The 23,858-nt window shown below is 63.4% G+C and carries 20 protein-coding genes; 18 read left to right on the top strand and 2 right to left on the bottom strand.

The genetic code is table 11. The annotated features are described in order from the left end of the window. Positions 1-75: 75 nt before the first annotated feature. From JYP50_RS01280 to sbcB, 5 genes are all read left to right on the top strand, one after another. Positions 76-1,029, top strand: a complete 954-nt coding sequence (locus JYP50_RS01280; RefSeq protein ID WP_206558639.1) for a hypothetical protein — start codon at positions 76-78, stop codon at positions 1,027-1,029. Between the two features lie 401 nt (positions 1,030-1,430). Then, positions 1,431-2,054, top strand: coding sequence for a urate hydroxylase PuuD (locus tag JYP50_RS01285; protein WP_206558640.1), 624 nt, complete (start codon positions 1,431-1,433; stop codon positions 2,052-2,054). A 139-nt stretch (positions 2,055-2,193) separates the two neighbouring features. Continuing rightward, positions 2,194-2,982: a hypothetical protein gene (locus tag JYP50_RS01290; protein WP_241262687.1), complete on the top strand. Its 789-nt coding sequence runs from the start codon at positions 2,194-2,196 to the stop codon at positions 2,980-2,982. 202 nt (positions 2,983-3,184) lie between these two features. Next, complete coding sequence (locus tag JYP50_RS01295) at positions 3,185-4,708, top strand: fumarate hydratase (RefSeq protein ID WP_206558641.1); 1,524 nt, start codon at positions 3,185-3,187, stop codon at positions 4,706-4,708. Positions 4,709-4,775: 67 nt separating this feature from the next. Further along, positions 4,776-6,224, top strand: coding sequence for an exodeoxyribonuclease I (gene sbcB / locus JYP50_RS01300; RefSeq protein ID WP_206558642.1), 1,449 nt, complete (start codon positions 4,776-4,778; stop codon positions 6,222-6,224). A gap of 249 nt (positions 6,225-6,473) precedes the next feature. Here the strand turns inward: sbcB and JYP50_RS01305 are convergent, their stop codons facing one another. Next, positions 6,474-7,088 carry a class I SAM-dependent methyltransferase gene (locus tag JYP50_RS01305; protein ID WP_206558643.1) on the bottom strand — a complete coding sequence of 205 codons (615 nt, stop codon included), beginning with the start codon at positions 7,086-7,088 and terminating at the stop codon, positions 6,474-6,476. Next, positions 7,081-7,479, bottom strand: coding sequence for a hypothetical protein (locus JYP50_RS01310; protein ID WP_206558644.1), 399 nt, complete (start codon positions 7,477-7,479; stop codon positions 7,081-7,083). The genes JYP50_RS01305 and JYP50_RS01310 overlap by 8 nt, the downstream gene beginning before the upstream one ends. Positions 7,480-7,568: 89 nt before the next feature. Here JYP50_RS01310 and JYP50_RS01315 point away from each other — a divergent pair, with 89 nt between their 5' ends. From JYP50_RS01315 to JYP50_RS01375, 13 genes are all read left to right on the top strand, one after another. Beyond that, a complete protein-coding gene (locus tag JYP50_RS01315) occupies positions 7,569-8,582 on the top strand; it encodes an aspartate carbamoyltransferase (RefSeq protein ID WP_206558645.1) in 1,014 nt (337 codons plus the stop codon). Then, positions 8,582-9,199, top strand: a complete 618-nt coding sequence (locus JYP50_RS01320; protein ID WP_206558646.1) for an NUDIX domain-containing protein — start codon at positions 8,582-8,584, stop codon at positions 9,197-9,199. Before JYP50_RS01315 ends, JYP50_RS01320 begins: the two co-directional genes overlap by 1 nt. A 12-nt stretch (positions 9,200-9,211) precedes the next feature. Then, complete coding sequence (murJ, locus tag JYP50_RS01325) at positions 9,212-10,831, top strand: murein biosynthesis integral membrane protein MurJ (RefSeq protein ID WP_206558647.1); 1,620 nt, start codon at positions 9,212-9,214, stop codon at positions 10,829-10,831. 407 nt (positions 10,832-11,238) lie between these two features. Further along, positions 11,239-12,180 (top strand): bifunctional riboflavin kinase/FAD synthetase, encoded by a 942-nt coding sequence (gene ribF / locus JYP50_RS01330; protein ID WP_206558648.1) that lies wholly within the window; start codon positions 11,239-11,241, stop codon positions 12,178-12,180. A 20-nt stretch (positions 12,181-12,200) separates the two neighbouring features. After that, complete coding sequence (ileS, locus tag JYP50_RS01335) at positions 12,201-15,005, top strand: isoleucine--tRNA ligase (protein ID WP_206558649.1); 2,805 nt, start codon at positions 12,201-12,203, stop codon at positions 15,003-15,005. A gap of 5 nt (positions 15,006-15,010) precedes the next feature. Then, on the top strand, positions 15,011-15,514 hold the full coding sequence (gene lspA, locus JYP50_RS01340; protein WP_206558650.1) for a signal peptidase II: 504 nt from the start codon (positions 15,011-15,013) through the stop codon (positions 15,512-15,514). A gap of 6 nt (positions 15,515-15,520) precedes the next feature. Further along, positions 15,521-15,976 (top strand): FKBP-type peptidyl-prolyl cis-trans isomerase, encoded by a 456-nt coding sequence (locus JYP50_RS01345; RefSeq protein ID WP_206558651.1) that lies wholly within the window; start codon positions 15,521-15,523, stop codon positions 15,974-15,976. Continuing rightward, complete coding sequence (ispH, locus tag JYP50_RS01350; RefSeq protein ID WP_206558652.1) at positions 15,976-16,926, top strand: 4-hydroxy-3-methylbut-2-enyl diphosphate reductase; 951 nt, start codon at positions 15,976-15,978, stop codon at positions 16,924-16,926. The genes JYP50_RS01345 and ispH overlap by 1 nt, the downstream gene beginning before the upstream one ends. A 799-nt stretch (positions 16,927-17,725) precedes the next feature. Beyond that, positions 17,726-18,271, top strand: coding sequence for a GspH/FimT family pseudopilin (locus JYP50_RS01355; RefSeq protein WP_241262734.1), 546 nt, complete (start codon positions 17,726-17,728; stop codon positions 18,269-18,271). A 107-nt stretch (positions 18,272-18,378) separates the two neighbouring features. Further along, positions 18,379-19,002 carry a type IV pilus modification protein PilV gene (pilV, locus tag JYP50_RS01360; protein WP_347136699.1) on the top strand — a complete coding sequence of 208 codons (624 nt, stop codon included), beginning with the start codon at positions 18,379-18,381 and terminating at the stop codon, positions 19,000-19,002. A 77-nt stretch (positions 19,003-19,079) separates the two neighbouring features. Next, positions 19,080-20,036 carry a PilW family protein gene (locus JYP50_RS01365; protein ID WP_206558655.1) on the top strand — a complete coding sequence of 319 codons (957 nt, stop codon included), beginning with the start codon at positions 19,080-19,082 and terminating at the stop codon, positions 20,034-20,036. Between the two features lie 73 nt (positions 20,037-20,109). Continuing rightward, positions 20,110-20,607: a pilus assembly PilX family protein gene (locus JYP50_RS01370; protein ID WP_347136707.1), complete on the top strand. Its 498-nt coding sequence runs from the start codon at positions 20,110-20,112 to the stop codon at positions 20,605-20,607. 17 nt (positions 20,608-20,624) lie between these two features. Next, the gene (locus tag JYP50_RS01375) at positions 20,625-23,825 is read left to right on the top strand and encodes a pilus assembly protein (RefSeq protein WP_206558657.1); all 3,201 of its coding nucleotides are present in this window, start codon (positions 20,625-20,627) and stop codon (positions 23,823-23,825) included. Positions 23,826-23,858: the final 33 nt, after the last annotated feature.

Genomic DNA, 23,858 nt, shown 5'->3' on the forward strand with positions numbered 1-23,858 from the left:
TATACTTTGGTGGTACAAACTGTGCTTATTTAGTTCCCGCTATATTATTTTGCCTTAAACCATCGGAAGGTATATATGAAAAGAATAGTTTTTGCGGGAAGTATCTTGTTATACAGCTCTTTCTCACCAGCGGGTGTATTTGACGATATCCTAGATAGTGCCAAGGACGTCATCAAAGAAACGTCCGATGCTGTGATGAACAGTGCTGGGGATGCGGTCACGAAGTCGGCCACTGATGGCATCAATGGTAGTGACACTGTTCAGTCGGAACCCGCACCTGACGTAGCCCAAGAGGCTTCTCCAGCGACGGTTCAGTCAGAACCCGCACCGGACAAAGCCCACGAGACGTCTCCAGCGGCGAGCCAGCGACCCTCGCAGGTTGTTGATTCGGCAGGTGGCCCTTACGATATTCTCGGTATTCGGCTTGGGATGACCGTAGAAGAAGTGCAGCAGGTATTGGCTGCTACTGATCAGGGCTATGAAATCACAGTAATCTCGAGTTCAGCCTTGAATGACCGTGATAGTCGTTTGTTGCTCAAGGATCAGGAATACCCATTGATGCTCAGAGCGCAAAAGGCAGAGGAGCGGATGGATATCGCGCTCTCGGCACCACCCAAGGGCGGCCGTGCATACTTGGTGAAAAGATCGATAACGTTTAGTGAGCCCGTTGCAACGCAAACCATCGTTGATTCGTTGCACTCCAAATACGGTTCATCTGTGGAGTCAGTCCCGCCTAATTATTATAACTGGAGCAGGAGTGCCCGGACGAAAGTTAGCTCATGCCGCCCTAGTCCGGACATCTCGGCCCCTAATCCTATGGGGCGCGTTGGAGAATGCGGAGAAGTTGTCATTGGGCGCATCGATTTGAATAGGGACCAAGCTGTGAGTTCGCTGGAGATTACACTGTATAATGGTGGTTTGCATCAAAATCACTTCGAGCAGACTATGGAATATAAAAAACGGCTTGCACAGGAGGAAAAAGAAAAGGCTCAGCAAAAGGCGCAACAACAATCAGCGCCGGTTTTGTAGTTCCTTTGGGCCGTTCCGGCAGCTCGATATGCGAACATGTAATACCATGCAGCGGTACGGCTTCCCCATCACTTCCGAGGTGGTAGTGCGGGGATGCTAGGCATAGGGCAGTAGTAGATAGGTCTAGGGTTCCTGCTTCTTTGCCTTTGCGGTTCCGAACTAAGAGAATGGCCCCGATGCATGTCCAACGTTATGAAGTCCTGTAGTCAAGCCATTTGAAATTAGGAGCTGTATGTTGTGTTCTGCCAGGGGGGCCCGCGTGGCAGCAGCTGTTAGGTCGCGTCCCGGTAAGAAGCGCCACTCCCAATCCCATGCTCCCCGGCATAAAACCCCCGGTTGTTAATCACTCACCCATCGGGTGTACAATCCCCGAGGGATCATAACGAGAAAAGGAGCGATCCATGGCTGTCGTCGAATTTATCTTCCGGTGGTTTCACGTTATTTTCGGCATTACCTGGATAGGGATGCTGTACTACTTCAACTTCGTCCAGACCGAGTACTTCAAGGAGGCAGAGGCCGACGCCAAGGCCGATGCCATGAAGAAGCTTGCGCCCCGGGCGCTGTGGTGGTTCCGCTGGGGGGCCATGTTCACCTTCCTCACCGGCCTGGTGCTGCTGCATTTTGTGGGAGCCTTCAACAACTTCGTCGCCGGTTCGCTGATCTGGATTGGCGCCCTGGCCGGCACCCTGATGTTCCTCAACGTGTGGCTCATTATCTGGCCCAAGCAGCAGATCGTGCTGGGTATGAAGGAGGGCGACGGGCCCGCGGCCGCGGCGAAGGCCGGGCTGGCCTCGCGCACCAATACCCTGTTCTCCGGTCCCATGCTGCTGGGCATGCTGGGTTCCAAACACCTGTACATCCCCGACCTCAGCGCCAATGGCCTGATCGCCTGCGCGGTGGTGATCCTGCTGCTGGAAGCCAACGCCCTGTTTGGCAAGACCGGGCCGATGACCAGCGTGGTGGGCGTTATCCACTGCAGCCTCGGCCTGACCGCGGTGCTCTGGGCGCTGCTGGCCTTCCTGTAACACGGCCGCGAGCGGTCAGTTCTGCCAACCTGCCGGGGCGAAGCCCCGGCAGCTAATATGGCCCTTCCGGGTATCCGGTTTCTGCCCCTGTGGCCGCTATGTATAATGGCGGCTCTTATCCAGGAATCACCGCTGTTTTATGCCGCAAGACGATTTGGAACACATCCCCTCGATTGTTCCCTCGAGGGACACCGAGCAGCATTACGCCACCAGCAAGGCCCGTGGCAACAACAAATCGGGCTCCCGAAATGGCCGGGGCAAGCCGCCATCGGGGGGCTCCGGTGGCGGGGCGGGGCTGTGGGCCCGTCTGTTTATCACCCTCTCCCTGGTGGTGGCCGCGGTGGCCTGTGCCTGGGCCTGGCAATTGCAGGAACAGCTGGGCCAGGCCAATCACCAGATGGAGCGTTACGCCGAGCGCATTGCCGACCTTGAGGCCCGGTTGTCGGATACCGATGAGGGCTTGAGCCAGAATACCCAGGCGATGGCGGTAAAAATCAAGGAGTTGTACTCCGAGGTGGACAAACTGTGGGCTTCCGCCTGGCGCCGCAACAAGGCGAAAATCGAGGAGCTGGAGGTGGCCCGCGATAGCCAGGCCAAGAAGGTTGCCGCCGCGGAGAAGTCGATCAGCGCGACCGAGAGCCAGCTCAAGGGCGCCACCGCCGACCTGGCCAAGCTCAAGGGCGTGGCGGGTGACCTGGAGCGGTTGATGGACAGCGCCCGGGCCAATGGCGCCGAGGTGGAGCGGGTGGCCGACAGCCTGAACAAGATCAATTTGGAGCTCGCCAAGCTCAACAAGCGGGTCCAGAGCAACGAGGAGTGGGTCGGCTCGATCAACGCCTTCCGGCGCCAGATCAACGCGACCATCTCTGACTTGCAGGCCTCGATTCGCAGCCTGCAGGCGTCGCCGGCGGCCGCGCCGGCGCCTTGATCCCGCCCCTCGTAGGGGCGCGTCGCAGGCTGAGTCCCGGTCGAATAAATTCGACCCTACACGCACCGCACCCCTGTAGGGTCGACAGCGGGCCCCTCTTTTCGGGTCATTCATTCGACCTGGGTTTGCTCGGGTGAATCCAGCCCTTCAGGAGGTATAATGCCACCCCTGATTTTGCCGCAGTAAAGAAAAGGTATCTGCCATGACCCTCATTCGCCAGGACGATTTTATCGACAGCGTCGCCGATGCGCTGCAGTTCATTTCCTACTACCACCCGCTGGATTTCGTGAAGGCGGTGCACGAGGCCTACGAGCGGGAGCAAAACCCGGCCGCCAAGGACGCCATGGCGCAGATCCTGATCAATTCGCGCATGTGCGCCACCGGTCACCGCCCGATCTGCCAGGACACCGGCATTGTGACCGTATTTCTGAAGGTAGGTATGAATGTGCAGTGGGACGCGACCATGTCCGTGGCGGACATGGTCAACGAGGGCGTGCGCCGGGCCTATACCCACCCCGACAACGTGCTGCGGGCCTCGATTCTGGCGGACCCGGCCGGCGCGCGCAGAAACACCAAGGACAATACCCCCGCGGTGATCCACATGGAGATCGTCGAGGGCGATACCGTGGACGTGCAGGTGGCGGCCAAGGGCGGCGGTTCGGAGAACAAGTCCAAGATGGTGATGCTGAACCCTTCCGACAGCATTGTCGACTGGGTGGTGAAGACGGTGCCGACCATGGGCGCCGGCTGGTGTCCGCCGGGCATGCTGGGGATCGGCATCGGCGGCACCGCGGAGAAGGCGGCGGTGATGGCCAAGGAGTCGTTGATGGACCCCATCGACATCCACGAGCTGCGCGAGCGCGGTCCTGTCAACCGCGCGGAAGAGCTGCGCCTGGAAATCATGGACGCGGTCAACAAACTGGGAATCGGCGCCCAGGGCCTGGGCGGCCTGACCACGGTGCTGGACGTCAAGATCAAGGACTACCCCACCCACGCGGCCTCCCTGCCGGTGGCGATGATCCCCAACTGCGCCGCCACCCGCCACGCCCATTTCGTGCTGGACGGCTCCGGCCCGGCCCTGCAGACCCCGCCGGACCTTGACCAGTGGCCGGATATCACCTGGGAAGTGGGGGACTCGGTGCGCCGGGTCAATCTCGATACCGTGACCCCGGAAGAGGCCGCCCAGTGGCAGCCCGGCGATACCCTGTTGCTGTCCGGCAAGATGCTGACTGGCCGCGATGCCGCCCACAAGAAGATGAAAGAGTTGATCGAGTCCGGCGAGGGCCTGCCCCCGGAAGTCGACCTCAAGGGCCGCTTTATCTACTACGTGGGCCCGGTGGACCCGGTGCGCGACGAGGTGGTCGGCCCCGCCGGCCCCACCACCTCCACCCGCATGGACAAATTCACCGACTTCGTACTGGAGCATACCGGCCTGCTGGGCATGATCGGCAAGGCCGAGCGCGGTCCCACCGGTATCGAGGCGATCAAGAAACACCAGGCTGTGTACCTGATGGCCGTGGGCGGCGCCGCCTACCTGGTGTCCAAGGCCATCACCTCGGCGCAGGTCGTGGCCTTCCCCGAGCTGGGGATGGAGGCGATCTACGAGTTCGAGGTCAAGGACATGCCGGTGAGTGTGGCGGTCGACGCCAAGGGCACCTCGGTGCACGAGATAGGGCCGAAAATCTGGCGGCAGAAGATCGAAGAAGAAGCCATCGAGCTGATCTGAAGCCCTCTTCGAGTCGCCCCCGCGTAAGTGGGGGCCCATTGTTCACAGCGCTTCGGAGAACGTCGCATTGTCCCAAACGTTCTACTGGCACGACTACGAGACCTTCGGCGCCGATCCCTCCCGGGATCGGCCGGTGCAGTTCGCGGGCCTGCGCACCGACGCCGACCTGAACCCGATCGGCGAGCCGCTGGTGATCTACGCCCGGCCCGCCGCCGATGTCCTGCCCCAGCCCCAGGCCTGCCTGGTGACCGGGATCACGCCCCAGGAGGCCCTGGAAAAGGGTGTCCCCGAGTGCGAGTTCATTGCGCGTATCCACGAAGAGCTGGCCCGGCCCGGCACCTGTGGCGTGGGCTACAACTCCCTGCGCTTCGACGACGAGGTCACGCGTTTTACCCTGTACCGCAACTTCTTCGATCCCTACGCCCGGGAATGGCAGAACGGCAATTCCCGCTGGGATATTATCGACATGCTGCGCGCGGCCTACGCCCTGCGTCCCGAGGGCATCGAGTGGCCGCTGCGGGAGGACGGCCAGGCCAGTTTCCGCCTGGAGGAGCTCACCGCCGCCAACGGCATCGCCCACGAGGCGGCCCACGACGCCCTCTCGGATGTGCATGCGACTATCGCCATGGCGCGCCTGGTGCGGGACAAGCAGCCCCGCCTGTACGACTACGTGCTCAAGCACCGGGATAAGCGCGCGGTGCAGCAGCAGCTCGATATCGTCAATATGAAGCCGGTGCTTCACGTGTCGGGCATGTTCGGCGCCGAGCGCTTCAATACCGCCCTGGTGGTGCCGCTGGCCCAGCATCCGGCCAATCGCAACGAGGTGATCTGCTTCGATTTGAGCGCGGATCCATCGGTGCTCGCGGAATTGACCCCGGATGAAATCCGCCAGTTGCTGTACACGCGGACCGAGGACTTGCCCGAAGGCCAGCAGCGCCCGGGACTGAAATCGATCCATATCAACCGCTGCCCGCTAGTGGTGACCGCGAAAATGGCGAGTCCGGCGGTGGCGGCGCGCATTGGCCTGGACGGCGATACCTGTCGCGCCCACCTGGCGGCCCTGCGCGCCCAGCGCGAGGCGGGGCCGCAAGCCTTTGCCGCGAAGCTGCAGGCGGTGTACGCGGAGCGCCCCTTCGAGCCCATCGAGGACCCCGACCGCATGCTCTACAGCGGCGGTTTCTTCCCCGAGCAGGACAAGCGAGGCATGAACCGGGTGCGCGAGGCCTCGCCACAGGAACTGGCCGAGCAGAGTTTCGTGTTCGAGGATCCGCGCCTCCCGGAAATGCTGTTCCGCTACCGGGCGCGCAACTACCCGGACAGTCTCAACGCGGAGGAGCGGGCGCAGTGGGAGGAGTACCGCTTCCAGCGCCTGACCGAGCCGGAGGCGGGGGCGAGCATCTGCATGGAGGCCTTCCACGCCGAAATCGACGCGCTGCTGGAGAGCGGGGAATTGCCCCCGGCGAAGGAGCAGGTGCTGCACCGGCTGCTGGAATACGGCGATTCACTGCTGGCTTGAGGGGCGGTTTTTATCGGCGGGTATCTGGTCGAATGAATTCGACCCTACAGAACCCGCCCAAGCCCCTGTAGGGTCGAATTCATCCAACCGAAACACCCCACACCCCCCTGTAGGGTCGAATTCATTCGACCGAAACACCCCAAACCCTCTGTAGGGTCGAATTCATTCGACCGAAACACCCCGCACCCTCTGTAGGGTCGAATTCATTCGACCGAAGCAGCACTCCGTGGTCCCGTCCCGCAGAAACAACTACCCCGGCTTGCGCGCGATGATGGTTTTCACCACGTCCAGGAAAATGTGGTTGACCTCCACCAGCTCGAAGCCCGCCGCCACCACATTATCCACGGTCCTGCGGTTCATCGCCGGCCCGAGTTTCTCGGTCAGCAGGCTCATCAGGTTCATCATGCCGCGAAAGGGATAGAACCGGCTCCCGGTGTGCTCGAACATGCACAGCTCCGCGCCGGGCTTCATCACCCGGTACAGGGACCGCAGGCCGTTCACCGGGTCCGGCACCGAGCAGAAGGTGCAGGAGGTGAAGACCTGGTCGAAGTGGTTGTCGTCGAATTCCAGTTCGTGCACATCCATCACCCGGGCCTCCAGCTCGCCGTCATAGGCCGCCACCCGTGGCGCGGCCACCGCCAGCATGGCCGGGCTGATGTCGATGGCGGTGATGCGCTTGCCCGGCGGGAAGGCGGCGATGTCCAGCCCGGTGCCCAGGGCCATGAACAGGATGTCGCCGTCGCCCATGCGCCCGAACAACCTTTCCTTGTGCGGCCGCCAGCGCACTTCGGCGCCGCGGCCGGCCATCAGGTCGAAGGTGGGCGCGGCCTTGTCCCACTTGGCCTGTGTCAGCGTATCAACCATTGCGGCTGTCCTCCCGCGCTGGCGGCTGGACGCCGCGCAGGCTGTTATTGGTGATCCACACCGCGACAATGCAGGCGAGCCCGCACACCGCGCCCTCCACCAGGGCCTGGCCGCCGCCGACGGCGCCCATGGTGGCGCGCATGCCCACGACCATGCCGGCAACCATGCCGGTCAGCATCAGCGGCACCATCACCTCCATCGCCCCGAAACAGGCGCCGAATGGCAGCCACAGCAGGGTGGCCAGCACCATGCCCAGGGCCATGGCGAGCAGCATGACCAGCCACATATTCCAGTCCTGTGGCGTCAGCAGCCACACCAGCCAGCCGATGATGGCGCCGCCAGCCACATTGCTGAACAGATCGCCCAGCACGAAAAACAATCGTTGATCCACGGAGGGCCTCCTTGAGCCGTTCCCGAGCTATCCCCAAGTATTGCCGTCACCTATAATGCACCGGAATCCCCATTTATTGGAGCCCCTTCGTGCAGTTCGCCGGCAGCCATATTCTCTCCGTCACCCAGTTCGAGCGCGCTGATGTCGAACGCATTTTCGCCGTGGCCGATCGCATGCAGCCCTACGCCCATCGCGAGCGCGTGACCAAGGTGCTGGACGGCGCCATTCTGGGCTCGATGTTCTTCGAGCCCAGCACCCGTACTCGGGTGAGCTTTGGCAGTGCCTTTAACCTGCTGGGGGGGGAAGTGCGCGAGACCACCGGTTTCGAGAACTCCGCTATCGCCAAGGGCGAGTCCCTGTACGATACCGCGCGGGTGCTCAGCGGCTATTCCGATGTGATCGCCATGCGCCACCCGGCGGAGGGCTCGGTCGCGGAATTCGCCGCCGCCAGCCGGGTGCCGGTGATCAATGGCGGCGACGGCGCCAACGAGCACCCCAGCCAGGCCCTGCTCGACCTGTACACCATCAAGAAGGAGCTGGCCGGTCGCGGGCGCGGTATCGACCAGCTGCGCATCGCCATGGTTGGCGACCTGCGCTACGGGCGCACGGTGCACTCCCTGTGCAAGCTGCTGTGCCTGTTCAAGGGTGTCCAGGTGGTGCTGGTGTCGCCCCAGGAGCTGTGCATGCCGCCGGCGATCGTCGAGGAATTGCGCGAGGCCGGACACGACGTGATGACCTCCGAGGTGCTCGAGGCCAGTATTGCCCATGTGGACATCGTCTACTCCACTCGCATCCAGGAGGAGCGCTTCAGCTCCCAGCAGGAGGCGGATTTGTACCGCGGCCGCTTCCGTCTCAACCAGTCCATCTATACCCAGCACTGCGAACCCAATACGGTGATCATGCACCCGCTGCCGCGGGACTCCCGCGATACCGCCCGCGAGCTGGACGACGATCTCAACGACAACCCCAACCTGGCCATCTTCCGCCAGACCGACAACGGGGTGCTGGTGCGCATGGCGCTGTTCGCCCTGGTGCTGGACGTGGTGGAGCAGGTGGACGCGCACGCCCGGGACGTCAACTGGTACACGGCGGGCCGTTTCTGATGGCCTTTGCCTTGCGTTTTGGCGCCGACGCGGTGCGTGTTCTGGAGCAGGAGGCGGTCTACGACGGCCACTTCTCGGTGCGCCGCCTCACCCTGCAGCACCGCTGCTTTGGCGGCGGCTGGAGCGCACCCCTCAAGCGCGAGGTGTTCGACCGCGGCGACGCGGTGGGTGTGCTGCCCTACGACCCGGAGGACGACAGCCTGGTGCTGATCGAGCAGTTCCGCCCCGGCGCCCTGCGCGGCAGCGACTCGCCGTGGATGCTGGAGCTGGTGGCGGGGGTGGTGGAGCCCGGGGAGACCGATACCGACGTGGTCCACCGCGAGGCCATGGAGGAGGCCGGCTGCGAACTCAGCGAGCTGCTCCCCATCGCGCGCTATTACCCCAGCGCCGGCGCCTGTTCCGAGCAGGTGCGTTTGTTCTGTGGCCGGGTGACCCGGGCTGGCGTGGGCGGTATCCACGGTGAAGACAGCGAGGGCGAGGATATCCTGGTGCATTCGGTGCCGCGCGCCGACGCCCTGCGGCTGCTGCGGGAGGATCGCATAGCCAACGGCCACACCCTGGTCGCGCTGCAGTGGCTGGCCCTGCAGGGGGATGAACTGCGCCGGCGCTGGACCTGACACCGGCCCCGCATGAGCGACGCGCCAAGCCAGCAGCCCGGCCCCGACCGATCCCGGCCCCGCCCCGGCCTGTTGCGCTCCAGCGCCCTGGTGGGCGCCATGACCATGTTGTCCCGGGTCCTGGGGCTGATCCGCGATATCGTTATCGCCGCCACCGTGGGCGCCAGCGCTTACGCGGACGCATTCTTCGTGGCGTTCAAGATACCCAACTTCCTGCGCCGGCTGTTCGCCGAGGGGGCTTTTGCCCAGGCCTTCGTGCCGGTGCTGGCGGACTACCGGGAGCGGGGCAGCGCGGCGGCCGTGCGCGAGCTGCTCAATCGGGTGGCCGGAGTGCTCGGGGGGACCCTGGTCATGGTGACCGCGGTGGCCGTTGTCGCGGCGCCGCTGGTGGCGGGGCTGTTCGCCCCGGGTTTTGTCGACGACCCGGGCAAGTTCCGGGCCACCACCGATATGGTGCGCATTACCTTCCCCTACCTGGCGCTGATTTCAATGACGGGGCTGTGCGGCGCCATCCTCAACAGTTACGGCCGTTTCGCGGTGCCCGCCTTCACCCCGGTGTTCCTCAATCTCTCGCTGATCGGCGCCGCCATCCTGGCGGCGCCGCACTTCGCCGAGCCGGTCTACGCCCTGGCCTGGGGGGTGATGATCGCCGGGGTGGTGCAGTTGCTGTTCCAGCTGCCCTTCCTGTACCGCCTGGACCTGGTGCCGCGACCGGTCTGGGATACCCGGGACGCGGGTGTGCGGCGCATACTCAAGTTGATGGTGCCGGCCCTGTTCGGGGTGTCGGTGAGCCAGCTCAACCTGCTGCTGGACACGGTGTTGGCCTCTTTCCTGCCCACCGGCAGCGTGTCCTGGCTGTACTATTCCGATCGTCTCGCCGAGCTGCCCCTGGGGGTGTTCGGCATTGCGGTGGCCACGGTTATTCTGCCCAGCCTGTCGGCCCACCGCGCCGCCGCCCGCAGCGAGGACTTCACCCTCACCCTCGACTGGGCGGTGCGCATGATCCTGCTGGTGGCGGTGCCGGCGGCAGTGGCCCTGGTGGTGTTGGCGGAGCCCATCCTGGTGACCCTGTTCCAGTACGGCGAACTGGGGGCGCGGGACGTGCGCATGGCCAGTTACAGCCTGCAGGCCTACAGCCTTGGCCTGATCGCCTTCATGCTGATCAAGGTGCTGGCCCCGGGTTACTACGCCCGCCAGGACATGGTCACCCCGGTGAAAATTGGCATTCGCGCGATGGTGGCCAATATGGTCCTCAATCTGCTGTTCGTGGTGCCGCTGTATATTTACTTCAACCTGGGGCATGTGGGCCTGGCCTTGGCCACCAGCGCCTCGGCCTGGCTCAACGCGGTACTGTTGCTGCGCGGCTTGCTGCGCGAGGGCGTGTTCCGTTTCCAGCCGGGCTGGGGGCGTTTTGTCCTGCGGCTGCTGGTGGCTACCGGGTTGATGGCCCTGGTGGCGGCGGTCCTGGTGCCCGGCGTGGACCAGTTGCAGGCCATGACCTGGCCGTTGCGGGCGCTGTGGATCGGCCTGGTCTGCGCTGGCGGCGGTCTCGCTTACCTGCTGGCCCAGCTGGCCCTGGGCACGCGCCTGGCCCAGCTGCGCACGCCCCGAGCCTCTTCCGCGGTCGAATAAATTCGACCCTACAGGAGAGCGCTAACCACCCGCAGGGCCGAATCCATTCGACCAACCACAAGAGCCGCACCCCTGTAGGGTCGAATTCATTCGACCAACCGCGAGACCCGCCCCCTGTAGGGTCGAATTTATTCGACCAACCGCGAGATCCGCCCCCCCGCAGGGCCGAATTCATTCGACCAACCGCGAGACCCGCCCCCCGCAGGGCCGAATTCATTCGACCAACCGCGAGACCCACCCCCTGTAGGGTCGAATTCATTCGACCAACCACAAGAGCCGGACCCCCCGCAGGGTCGACCCATTCCGCCAATCATCCTGCAGCAAACCATAGGATAAGCCCGCCGCTTTCCGTATAATCGCGGGTTTGAGTTGATAATGGGCCGTCAACGGGCCCTGATACCGGTGCCATGGAGCTGATTCGAGGCCTGCACAATTTACGGCCCAGACACCGCGGGTGTGTGGCCACGATCGGGGCCTTCGACGGGGTGCATCTGGGCCACCAGGCGGTGATCCGTCACTTGCTGGACAAGGCCCGGGAACTCGGGTTGCCATCGGTGGTGATCGTGTTCGAACCCCTGCCGCGGGAGTACCTGCTTCCGCTCAAGGCCCCGGCGCGGCTGATGAGTTTTCGCGAGAAGTTCCGCGCCCTCGAGGCCCTGGGCGTGGACCGGGTACTGCGCATCCGCTTTACCGAGGCCTTGCGTAATATGACGGCCCAGGCCTTTGCCGACACAGTGTTTGTTGCCGGGCTCGGGGTGCGCGCCCTGGTGCTGGGGGACGACTTCCGCTTCGGCAACGATCGCGAGGGCGATCTCCAGTTCCTGCGCGAGCAGGGGCGGCGCCACGGTTACGAGGCCGGCCCCACCCCCACTTTCGAGCTGGCGGGCGAGCGGGTCAGCAGCACGCGCGTACGCAAGGCCCTGGCGGACGCCGATTTCGAGTTGGCGGAGCGGCTGCTCAGCCGGCCCTACAGCATCGCCGGCAAGGTGGTTTACGGCCGCCAATTGGGGCGCGAACTGGGTTTTCCCACGGCGAACATGGAGCTACACCGGCTGCGCGCCCCCCTGTCGGGGGTGTACGTGGTCTCGGTTCGCGGCGCGGGCCTGGAGCAGACCCACGGCGTGGCCAATGTGGGCACGCGGCCCACGGTCAACGACAGCATCAAGGCCAATCTCGAGGTGCACCTGCTGGATCGGAACTGCAACCTGTACGGCAAGCACATAGAGGTCACCTTCCTGCACAAGGTGCGGGACGAGCAAAAATTCGACGCCATCCCGCAGTTGCGGGAGCAGATCGGCAAGGACATCGCCACGGCCCGGGACTGGTTGGCCGGGCATGCGACACAGTGAATGACGGGTTAGACGACGGAATGAGCGAGTACAAAGACACCTTGAACCTGCCCCAGACGGCCTTCCCCATGAAGGCCAGCCTGGCCCAGCGCGAACCGCAGCGCCTGAATCAGTGGCAGGAGATGGACCTGTACGGCAAGATACGCCGGGCCGCCGCGGGGCGCCCGAAATTCATCCTCCACGACGGCCCGCCCTACGCCAATGGCGAGCTGCATGTGGGCCACGGCGTCAATAAGATCCTCAAGGACATTATCGTCAAGTCCCGTGGCCTGGCGGGCTTCGACGCCCCCTATGTGCCCGGTTGGGACTGCCACGGCCTGCCCATCGAACTGAACGTCGAGAAAAAGGTGGGCAAGCCCGGTGGCAAGGTAACGCCCGCGCAGTTCCGGCAGAAGTGCCGCGAGTACGCGGCCAAGCAAGTGGATGCCCAGCGCGAGGATTTCGTGCGCATGGGGGTGCTGGGCGACTGGGACAATCCTTACCTGACCATGAATTTCCGCTTCGAGGCGGATATCGTGCGCACCCTGTCGAGGATCATCGACAACGGTCACCTGCACAAGGGCTTCAAGCCGGTGCACTGGTGCATGGACTGCGGCTCCGCCCTGGCGGAGGCCGAGGTGGAGTACAAGGACAAGCACTCTCCGGCTATCGACGTGGCCTACGTCGCGCTGGACCCGGCGGCGGTCAACGCCGCCTGCGGCAGCGACTACACCGGCGAGATCGCGGTGCCGATCTGGACCACCACCCCCTGGACGCTGCCGGCGAGCATGGCCGTCAGCCTGCACCCGGATTTGGATTACGTCCTCATTGAGGGCGATGGCCGCGCACTGCTGGTGGCCGAGGAACTGGCACCGGCCTGCGCCGAACGCTTCGGCCTGCCGGGGGTGACCGTGCTCGGGCGCTGCAAGGGCGCGGCGCTGGAAAGGCAGTTGCTGCGGCACCCCTTCCTGGAGCGGCAGGTGCCCGTGGTGCTGGGCGAGCACGTGACCACCGACGCCGGTACCGGCGCGGTGCACACCGCCCCGGCCCATGGCCAGGACGACTTCGCGGTGGGCCAGCGGTACGGTCTCGAGGTGTACAATCCCGTTGGCGGCAACGGGGTTTACCTGCCGGAAACGCCGCTTTTCGCCGGCCAGCATGTGATGAAGGCCAATGCCGCGATCGTGGAATTGTTGCGGGACAAGGGCGTCCTGCTGCACCACGAGGACTACGAGCACTCTTATCCTCACTGCTGGCGGCACAAGACGCCGATTATCTTCCGCGCCACGCCGCAGTGGTTCGTGAGCATGCAGCAGCAGGGCTTGCTGCAGGGAGCCAAGGCGGCGGTGGAAAACGTGCGCTGGCTGCCCGAGTGGGGCAAGGCCCGCATTGACGCCATGCTCGCCAACCGCCCCGACTGGTGTATTTCGCGCCAGCGCACCTGGGGCGTTCCCATCGCCCTGTTTATCCACGTCGAGAGCGGCGAGCTGCACCCGCGTACCGCCGAGCTTATGGAGCAGGTGGCCCAGCGCATCGAGGAACAGGGCATCGACGCCTGGTTTGACCTCGAGCCCGCGGAATTGCTGGGGGAGGAAGCCGCCGACTACGAAAAAGTCACCGATACCCTGGATGTCTGGTTCGACTCCGGCGTGACCCACGCCTGCGTGTTGCGCCAGCGCGAGGGCCTGCAAGCCCCCGCGGACCTCTATCTCGAGGGCTCCGACCAGCATCGCGGCTGGTTCCAGTCCTCCCTGCTGACCGGCATCGGCGCCTACGGCGAGGCCCCCTACAAGAGTGTGCTCACCCACGGATTCACCGTGGACGGGCAGGGCCGCAAAATGTCCAAGTCGCTGGGCAATATTATCCCGGCGAAGAAGGCAATGAACGACCTGGGCGCCGACATCCTGCGCCTGTGGGTGGCGGGGGCCGATTTCCGCGGCGAAATCGCGGTGTCGGACGAGATCTTCAAGCGCACCGGCGACGCCTACCGGCGCATCCGCAACACCGCCCGCTTCCTGCTGTCCAACCTCAACGGCTTCGATCCCGCGCGGCACGCCCTGCCGACGGGTGAACTGCTGTCTCTGGACCGCTGGGCGATCGACCGCGCGGCGCAGTTGCAGGCGGAGCTCGAGCAGGACTACGAAAACTACCAGTTCCACCTCATCTTCCAGAAGCTGCACGCTTTCTGCGCCAATGACCTGGGCGGTTTCTACCTGGACGTGATCAAGGACCGCCAGTACACCACCCGCGCCGACAGTGTGGCCCGGCGCTCGGCGCAGACCGCCATGTACCATATTGGCGAGGCCCTGGTGCGCTGGGTGGCCCCCATCCTCAGCTTCACCGCCGAGGAGATCTGGGAGAACCTGCCCGGAGAACGGGGCGAGTCGGTCTTCCTGGCCCAGTGGTACGACCAGCTGGCGTCTCTCGACACCGGTGCGGCCATGGGCCGTGAATACTGGGAGCGGGTCATGACGGTACGCGCGGCGGTCAACCGCGAGATCGAGGTCCAGCGCGCCGCGGGCGCGGTTCGCGGCTCCCTGGATACCGAGGTCACCCTGTATTGCAGCGACGACCTGCTGGCCGACCTGGAAGCCCTGGGCGACGAGCTGCGTTTCGTGTTGATTACCTCCGGTGCCGCGCTGGCATCGCTGGCGGATGCCCCGGCCGATGCCGCCGCCACCGAGATCGAGGGCCTGTGCCTGCAGGTGGCTGTGTCGGGGAGCGACAAGTGCGAGCGCTGCTGGCACCGTCGCCCCGACGTCGGCAGCCACCAGGCGCATCCGACCCTCTGTGGGCGCTGCGTGGAAAACATCGAGGGGCCCGGCGAACAGCGTCGGTTTGCCTGATCGACATGACGACTCGCAATGGCGTGGCCGCCTGGCGCTGGTATCTGTTGGCCGTGGCGGTCATTGCGCTGGACCAGTACACCAAGTCCCTGGCTTCCGGCGCTTTGCAGTACGGGCAGCCGGTGGAGATATTTTCCTGGTTCAACCTTACCCTGCAGCACAATACCGGTGCCGCCTTCAGCTTCCTCAGTGACGCCGGCGGCTGGCAGCGCTATTTCTTCACCGGCATCGCGGTGGTGGTCGGCGCCGTACTGGCGATCTGGTTGTACCGCCTGCCGCGCAACCAGCGCCTGCTGGCCCTGAGCCTGGCGCTGGTGCTGGGTGGCGCCGTGGGCAACCTTTGGGACCGATTGGTGTTGGGCTACGTGGTGGACTTCATTTCCCTCCACTATGCCGGTTATTACTTCCCGGCCTTCAACGTGGCCGACTCGGCCATCACCGCCGGCGCCGTCGGCATCATCCTGGACAGTTTCCCGGCTCGCGAACCGGCGGGCGAACAAGAGGAGTAGGGCGCTATGGGCACCCTGAATGTACCCGTTAGCGAGGGTACCCGCGTATTCCTGAATTTTTCGGTCAGCCTGGAGGATGGCTCCGAGGTGGACTCCAATTTCGGCGGCGAGCCGGTGGACTTCGTGGTTGGCGATGGCAGCCTGCTACCCGGCTTCGAGCGCCTGATCTTCGGCATGTCGCCGGGCGAGCGCCAGCTGTTCACCGTGCCCCCGGAGGACGCCTTCGGCCAGCCCAACGACAACAATGTACAGGAAATCCCCCGCAGCCATTTCGACGACGAGGTGGAGCTGGAAATCGGCCTGGTGTTTTCCTTCGCCGACGCCGGCGGCGGCGAGCTGCCGGGCCTGGTCGTGTCCTTCGACGACAAGGCGGTCACGGTGGACTTCAACCATCCCCTGGCGGGGCGTACAATCCTGTTTGACGTACTCATTCACCGGGTGGAACCCACGGAGCTGCACTAGTGGACATCCAGTTGGCCAACCCGCGCGGCTTCTGCGCCGGCGTCGATCGCGCCATCGATATTGTGAACCGCGCCCTCGATCTCTTCGGCGCGCCTATCTACGTGCGCCACGAAGTGGTGCACAACAAGTTTGTTGTCGATAACTTGCGCGATCGTGGCGCCATTTTCGTCGATGAGCTGGAAGAGGTCCCGGACGATCGCATCGTGATCTTCAGCGCCCACGGCGTTTCCCAGGCCGTGCGCCGGGAGGCGGCGGACCGCGGCCTGAAGGTCTTTGACGCCACCTGCCCGTTGGTGACCAAGGTGCATATGGAAGTCGCCCGCTACAGCGCCCAGGGCCGTGAGTGCGTCCTTATCGGCCACCGTGGTCATCCCGAGGTGGAGGGCACCATGGGCCAGTACGATCGCGGCGCCGGCGGCGATATCTACCTGGTGGAGGACGAAACGCAGGTGACGCAACTCGAGGTGCGCGATCCGCAGCACCTGTCCTATGTGACCCAAACCACGCTGTCGATGGACGATACGGCGCGGGTGATCGACGCGCTGCGGGCCAGGTTTCCCGCCATCGAGGGACCGCGCAAGGACGATATCTGCTACGCCACCCAGAACCGCCAGGACGCGGTGAAACAGCTGGCGGCCCGCTGTGACCTGATGCTGGTGGTGGGCTCGCCCAACAGCTCCAACTCCAACCGCCTGCGGGAGCTGGCGGAGCGCATGGGGGCCCAGGCCCACCTGATCGACGGGCCGGGGGATATCGACCCGGCCTGGCTGCAAGGCAAGGCGAACATCGGCATTACCGCCGGTGCCTCGGCGCCGGAGGTGCTGGTGCAGGAGGTGGTCGAGGGCCTGCGGGCGCTCGGGGCTAAGGCGCCGGTGGAAGTCGAGGGGCGGCCCGAGAATGTGACCTTTTCCCTGCCGCGCGAATTGCGGATCGAGGCGAAGAACATCTAGGTTCCAGGTTCTGGTTATGTCGCGAGTGGCGGCCTGGCGGCCGCTGCGTCGTGCCCCGGCAGGCGGTGCCTCTTTTGTTCCGCTCCGGGGAGCATGCGGCGCGCCGGCCTCCTTGCTTCTTGATGAGGCGAGTTGCTCCTAACTTCGAATTGCCTGAATGCCGGGCAGGGCTCTTGGGCTTCGTAACCTCGGTAGTCCGCTGGAGGGTGCTGCGGTCGCGTTGCCACTAAGCGGTTTTGAGCTCGCACCGACTCCCCTGCGCTGCACAAAAGAGGCTCCACCCAACGCGGGGGACGTTGACGATGCGTTCAGCGCGAACGTTGCTCCTTTCCGTGTAGGGTCGAATTCATTCGACCAAAAAGCGGCGGAATAAATGACCCGAAAAGAGGGGCCCGCCGTCCGCCCTACAAGGGCAGGCAGCCCCTCCCCGTAGGGCGAATTTATGCGACCAAAAAGCGGCGGAATAAATTCCGCCCTACAATGGCAGGCAGCCCCTCCCCGTAGGGTCGAATTCATTCGACCAAAAAGCGGCGGAATAAATGACCCGAAAAGAGGGGCCCGCTGTCCGCCCTACAAGGGCAGGCGCCCCCCCCTGTAGGGTCGAATTCATTCGACCATAAACCGGACAATTACATCCTCACCCGTCGATTGCCACCCCGCCACCCCACTCCTACTTCCACAATGGAAGGCAAAACGCCCCATCCCAATCACCCACAATTCGTCAAATTCCACTGAAACCTGGCCCCCCGGGACTCAGCGCCTAAGCTGGCAAATAACAGGGAGGTGCGCAGTGAACAGGATGTTCCCCCAATCCCGGCGCCCGGGGTTTACCCTCGTCGAGTTGCTGGCCGTTGTGGCGGTAGTCGCCATCACTCTGTTCTGGGGGCTGCCGTCCTTTTCGCGCCTCGTTACCGCCAGCCAGTTGCGCTTCGAGGCCGCGCGTATCCAGCGCGCGGTCAACCTGGCCCGGTCCGAAGCCGTCAGCCGCAATACCCCCGTCACCATTTGCCCCTCCCCGTATGCGACTAGCGGTGCCCTGGAATGTGGGGAGGCTTTTGGCGTCGGGTGGATTGTTTTCAGTAACCGGGATCGCGACGACGAGTTCGATGCCGGCACCGATAAACTGCTTCGTGCCTTTGGTCCCATGCCGGATGGTTTTCGCGTCATGAACAAGGCGGGCACCAAGGTGATCGCCACCGAATTGACTTACTGGGCGGATGGCGCCTCGCGGCGAAACCTGACGTTCATGGTCTGCCCTCCGTCGGGTGTGGCCCTCGATTCCTGGAGTGTGGTGATCAACCTGGTGGGGCGGCCGCGGCTGGCAAAAGGGTGGGGAACCTGTTGATGCCAATAGGCTGGTAAAAAAACGATGCATGGCCGCCCTGCCCGGTGTTGGGCGGCAGGTTTCATTCAAGCCGAAGAAGTTTGGACGGAAAATGCAGGAGGGGAATTGTGCCACGCTGCCCCGTTCGAGTTAAGTTCCATGGTGGCCCGCCCGGAGCCAGCAGGCAGTCGGGTGCGGGACTGGTGGAGGTATTGATTGCGGTACTCGTTCTGGCCATAGGCTTGTTGGGCCTGGTGGGCATGCAGCTTGCCGCCAAGCGGGCCAGCTATGAGGCGACCCAGCGGACCATTGCCACTGGCCTGGTGCGCGATTTGATCGAGCGCATGCGCAGCAATCCCGGGCAAATGAATGCCTACGTCGTGAGTGAACTCGGTGACGAAAGCAATCCTCCGGCGGCGGCGGATTGCATCGCGTTCGATTGCCCTCCCGGGCATTTGGCTGCCTTTGATATCCACGACTGGTACCGGCTGCTGATTGGTGTCACCGAGACAATTACCGTGGAGGGTAGTGCCGGCAATGCGGGTGGACTGGTCAATCCCCGGGCCTGTGTCACCAACAACGGCGGCAATATCAAAGTGGCCATCGCCTGGCTGGGGGCGGGAGAACAGGATAGCCCCACCGACCCCGGCGACGTTTTTGGGTCCGCTTGCGGTCTCGGCAAGGGGCTCTACGGCGATGGCGATAAACAGCGTCGCCTGCTGGTGTTGACCAGCTACGTGGGCGCGCCGTGATCATTGCGTGGAAACGATGCACGCGAGCCAGTCGGTTGTCGGCGGACTTGCACCGAGTGGCCGCGGGGGGCTTTTCCTTGATCGAGCTGATGGTGTCGATCGTACTGGGTTTGCTACTCACCTCGGGAATTGTGGCAGTCTATCTCGAGAGCAAGCGCCACTACCTGATCGAGGACGAAATGGCCCGGATGCAGGAAAACGGCCGTTTTGCCCTCCACCTGCTGAAACGGGAACTGACCCTGGCGGGTTTTTACGCCGGCGACCTCACTATCCGGGCAATGACTCCGCCGGGCGTCGCGCCCGATTGCGGCAGTGCACTTGACTGGTCTCTGGATCCGAACCCGCCGCTGGAGCTGATCAACGATTTTTCCGGCAGCGCGGTCACCGCCCAAGGGTCCACCCTCGACTGCCTGGATACCGACGACATCCTCGAGGCCACCGACGTGGTTAGCGTCAAGCGCTCGGCGGGAGAGCCCACGCTGCGCAACGGGGTGTATCGGGCGGGTACCGTCGCGGCGGACCAGAACCAGTGGTACCTGCGGGTAGCCGATTACGGCGACGATGTCACCTGGGAATATATCGGCGAGGCCGACTTCGATGGCGCCGACGCAACCGCCGGTTCCCGGGTGGACTACTGGGAGGTCTACGCCAACATCTTCTTTATCCGTGAATACTCCGAATCCGGCGACGGTATACCCACTCTGTGCACCGAGCGCCTGTCCGCCGACAGCATGGGGCCCGTGGAATGTATTGTCGAGGGTATCGAGGACTTGCAGGTCGAGTTTGGAATCGATGCCGATGCCGATGGGGTACCCAACCAGTACAAGGCAGATCCCACGGCGGCGGACATGCCGGCGGCCGTGGTGGCGCGTGTTTACCTGTTGGTGCGCAGCCTCAACGAAATCAGTGGCTACACCAACAGCAAGAGCTTTCAATTGGGACAGAAAACCGTGGCCCCCAAGAACGATGGTTACCTGCGCCGTGTGTTGACCACCGCGGTGCAAATGCGCAACGCCACCTTGCCGCCGGGGTGACACTAGAGTGAAGGCAGAACCAGGGATAAAGGATACGGCGCATTGTCACGGCGCCGTGGGACAGCGTGGCGCGGTGCTGTGGCTTGCCATGATTTTTCTGCTGCTGCTGGCGATGATCGCCAGTACGGTCACCCGCACCAGCGTCCTGGAGTTCCAGATGGCCGGTAACGATCAGTTCCGTGAAGAAGCGTTCCAGAAGGCCCAGGCCATTGCGAGCGCGCTGGCCGAGGATGAAGACAACTTCCCGGTGGCGGGCTCGGTGGGTTCACGCATCTGTGAGCCGACGGACCCCGACCCCAACTCGGTGTGTAATTTTACCTCGCTGGCGGTGAATGCCGAGACCCGGGCCGTGCCGGCGGGGGTCGATGTGAGTTTCCACATCGAACGCCAGGGCCCCCTGTTTATCGAGAGCCTGCCTTTCCGTCAGAGAGAGAGTGAAGCGTCGAGTGCCCAGGCCTTCGGCGCGGCGGTATTCGAAACCGTGGTGGAAGTGGATGGCAGTGACGCCCGGCTGGGCCGGGCGTCGGTCGTGGAAGGTATTGTCAGGAGGGTTGCGGCCTCCGCCCAGTAGGGCAGGGAATGGTGCTTATGAAGAACTTTATTGGCATGGTCGTGCTTTGCCTCACCCTTGGGGTGGGCAAGGTGTCGGCGGACGATATCGAAATCTACCTGAACAGCTCGGCGGGTGGCACGCCCTATGTGCTGCTAGTGCTTGATTTACGCTCCAGTACCTTCAGTACAGCCTGTAACAAATTCAGTAGCTGCGGGCCCCCCTACATGTCCGTGAAGGCCTATGAAAAACTGACTGAGTTCGGCAGCTTTGGTCCCAACGACAAAGTGTCATTGTTCGAGGTATTTCGCGCGGTACTCGCTGGTGTGCTGGAGAACACCGATTTTAACGGCATCCAGTTCGCGATTGCGGGTTCAAATTGGGCGGACGGCGGCACCATGCTCGATGGCTACAAGCTCCTTGAAACCCACCGTGCCGACCTGGTCGCCACCCTGGCCGCCATGCCGGGCACCATGAGTGGCAAGGACGCCCACGAGTTCGGCGCCAAGGAAACCTACTACGAGTGGTTTCGCTACATTACTGGCGGCAATGTGCTCTACGGCGATGAAACCGGCGGCAACTTCAAGGGCACGAAAACGCCCGACTTCGACGATGACATTATCACGGGCAACAAGTACGACTCCCCGTTCCAGGACCCCCAGGCCTGCTCGAAGCTGTTCTCCATTGCGGTCGCCATGCAGGGCCCGCCCAAGGGGCAGGATGGTTCCGCCGACAATGCCATCAAGAACGACCCCTATCTCAGCGCCCAGCCCAATTTCCCCAGCAAGGGCTTTAGCAAGATCGAGGACCTGTTGCAGTTTATGCACGCCTCGACCACCGATCTGTTGCCCGTGGTCAACGGCATACAGCCCCTGGAAAAGAGCTGGGTAATATCGGACGACGGCAGTGTCGGCCAGACCCGGGATATGGCCCAGGCCGGCGGTAGCGGCGCGCCGCTCAGTCTCAGTGATCCCCAGCAACTGGAGGAGGACCTCACAAATATTTTTAAAGAGGTGATCAGTGTCAGCAGCACCTTTGTGGCGGCCTCCGTTCCGGTGAATGTGTTCAACCAGGCCGAGTCGCTCGATAACCTGTTTATTGCCCTGTTCGAGGCCCAGTCCGAGGTGAGTTGGCCGGGGAATGTGAAAAAGTTGCGGCTTGCGGATACCTTCGATCCGGGGGACCCGAACAACCCCGCCGCGCGAGATGGCATTTTTGACGAGATCGTTGACGTGAACGGCAATCCAGGATTTGAATCCACCGGTGATAACCGGGGGAGGATTACCTTTGATGCCGTGACCTTCTGGACCGATGTAGCCAGTTTGCCGCCGCCCGGGGCCAATCCGACAATCCCCTTGAACGCCGATGGCCGGGTGGTCGCCCGTGGCGGGGCGGGGCAGAAAATTCCCGGGTTTATCGACGACGGCATCCATACCATCGGCGATAGCAACAGCGGAACCACTCGCAACCTCTACGTCGAGCCGGACACGGTGAACAACGGCTTCAACAACAGCTTCGTCGAACTCAATGCCACCGACGCGACTCTCGCCACGGCGGGCTATCTGGAAACCGCGCTGGGGGCGGCGAATTCAACCGAGGCCAAGGCCTTGATCCGGTGGGCGCGGGGCCAGGATGTCGATGACGAAGATGGGGATGGCAATACCGCCGAGGCGCGCTCATGGATATTGGCCGATGCCATTCATTCGCGTCCCTTTGCCCTTAACTACGGAGCCACCGCCGGCTATAGCGACGACAACCCGAATATTCGCCTGTTCCTGGGTACCGGGGACGGTATTTTTCATGCCATCGAAAACACCGACACCTCCGGCAATGAAACCGGCAGGGAACTGTACGGTTTCCTGCCGAGGGATGTTCTGGGAGTGGTGCCGGTAAAACGCGCCAATACCGAAACCAGCGGCAAGATGCGCTATGGCGTGGACGGGCCGCCCGTGGTGATGACCAACGATGTTAACGGCGACGGCAACCTGATCGCCAATGACGGCGACGAGGCCTATGTCTACTTCGGCCTGCGGCGTGGCGGTATGAGCTATTACGCGCTGGACGTCAGCAATCCCTCGGCACCGCCGGTGCTGAAATGGAAAATCTCCCAGACATCGGGTGGTGACTTCGACAACCTGGGCCTGACATTCTCCGAGCCGGTCGTCGGCAAGGTGCGTTTCGGCAGTGATTCCACCGACGTGTTAATTTTCGCCGGCGGCTATAACGGCGGCTGGAACGCCGGTTATACCGCGCGGGTGGGCAAGGACGCGGGCGACGCGGACGATGCGATTGGCAATGCAATCTACATTGTCGACGCCCGAAGCGGCGGCCTGATCTGGAAAGCAGTTTACGGGGGCGGCACCGGCAGCGTCAGCAACACCGAGTATACCCACACAGGGCTGGTGGACAGCATTCCCTCCAAGGTGGCGGCCTTGCGGGATAATAATGGCAACATCCACCGCCTCTACGTGGGCGACACGGGAGGCGCGATCTGGCGGGTGGACCTGCCGGTGGGCAGCGACACCGACCACCGTCTCGACAACTGGTTTATCACCAAGTTTGCCGAATTGGGCACTGACGGCACCACCACCGATCGCCGTTTTTTCCATGCCCCGGACCTGGTGGAGGTAACGGGCTCGGATGGCGTGCCCTTTGATGGCGTGTTGATTTCCAGTGGCAATCGCGCGGATCCGAACGAAACCGATGTGACCAACTTCCACTTTTACCTGAAAGACTTCAAGATCTCCTCGGGCGATACCACGGTCAAAAGCCGTTCGCCACTGACGCTCGCGGACCTGGCGGACCAGACCGCCTGTGTGATTGGTACCGAGCCGGCCTGTGCCGCGGCGCTGCCCAAGGGCTGGAAGATCGAGTTGGAACGCGCTGGCGAGAAAGGCCTGTCGACGCCACTGACCGATGGCGGACGGGTCTTTTTCACCATCTTCGTGCCCTCGTCCGGCGCCGCGATGTGCGCGCCCACCGAGGGTGAGGGCTCGGTATATGTGGTGAACCTCGCCGATGGCACCGCGGCGGAGAACAACGTTCGTATCTATGATATCGGCCCCGGCATCCCGCCTGGGGCCATTCTGGTGGGCGACGTGATCCTGCTGCCCGGTGGTGGCATCGATCTCGAGGACCTGGACCAGGACGGTGATCGCGATACTTCCAAGCTGCCGCAGGTCAAGGGCTCGCGACTGTTCCGGATCTACTGGCGCGAGCCGGGGATCGATAAACTGTAGCCTGGCGGGTTGATGAAAACAGCGCTCGGGAGG

Source organism: Parahaliea mediterranea (assembly GCF_017255185.1).
Taxonomy (GTDB): domain Bacteria; phylum Pseudomonadota; class Gammaproteobacteria; order Pseudomonadales; family Halieaceae; genus JAFKCZ01.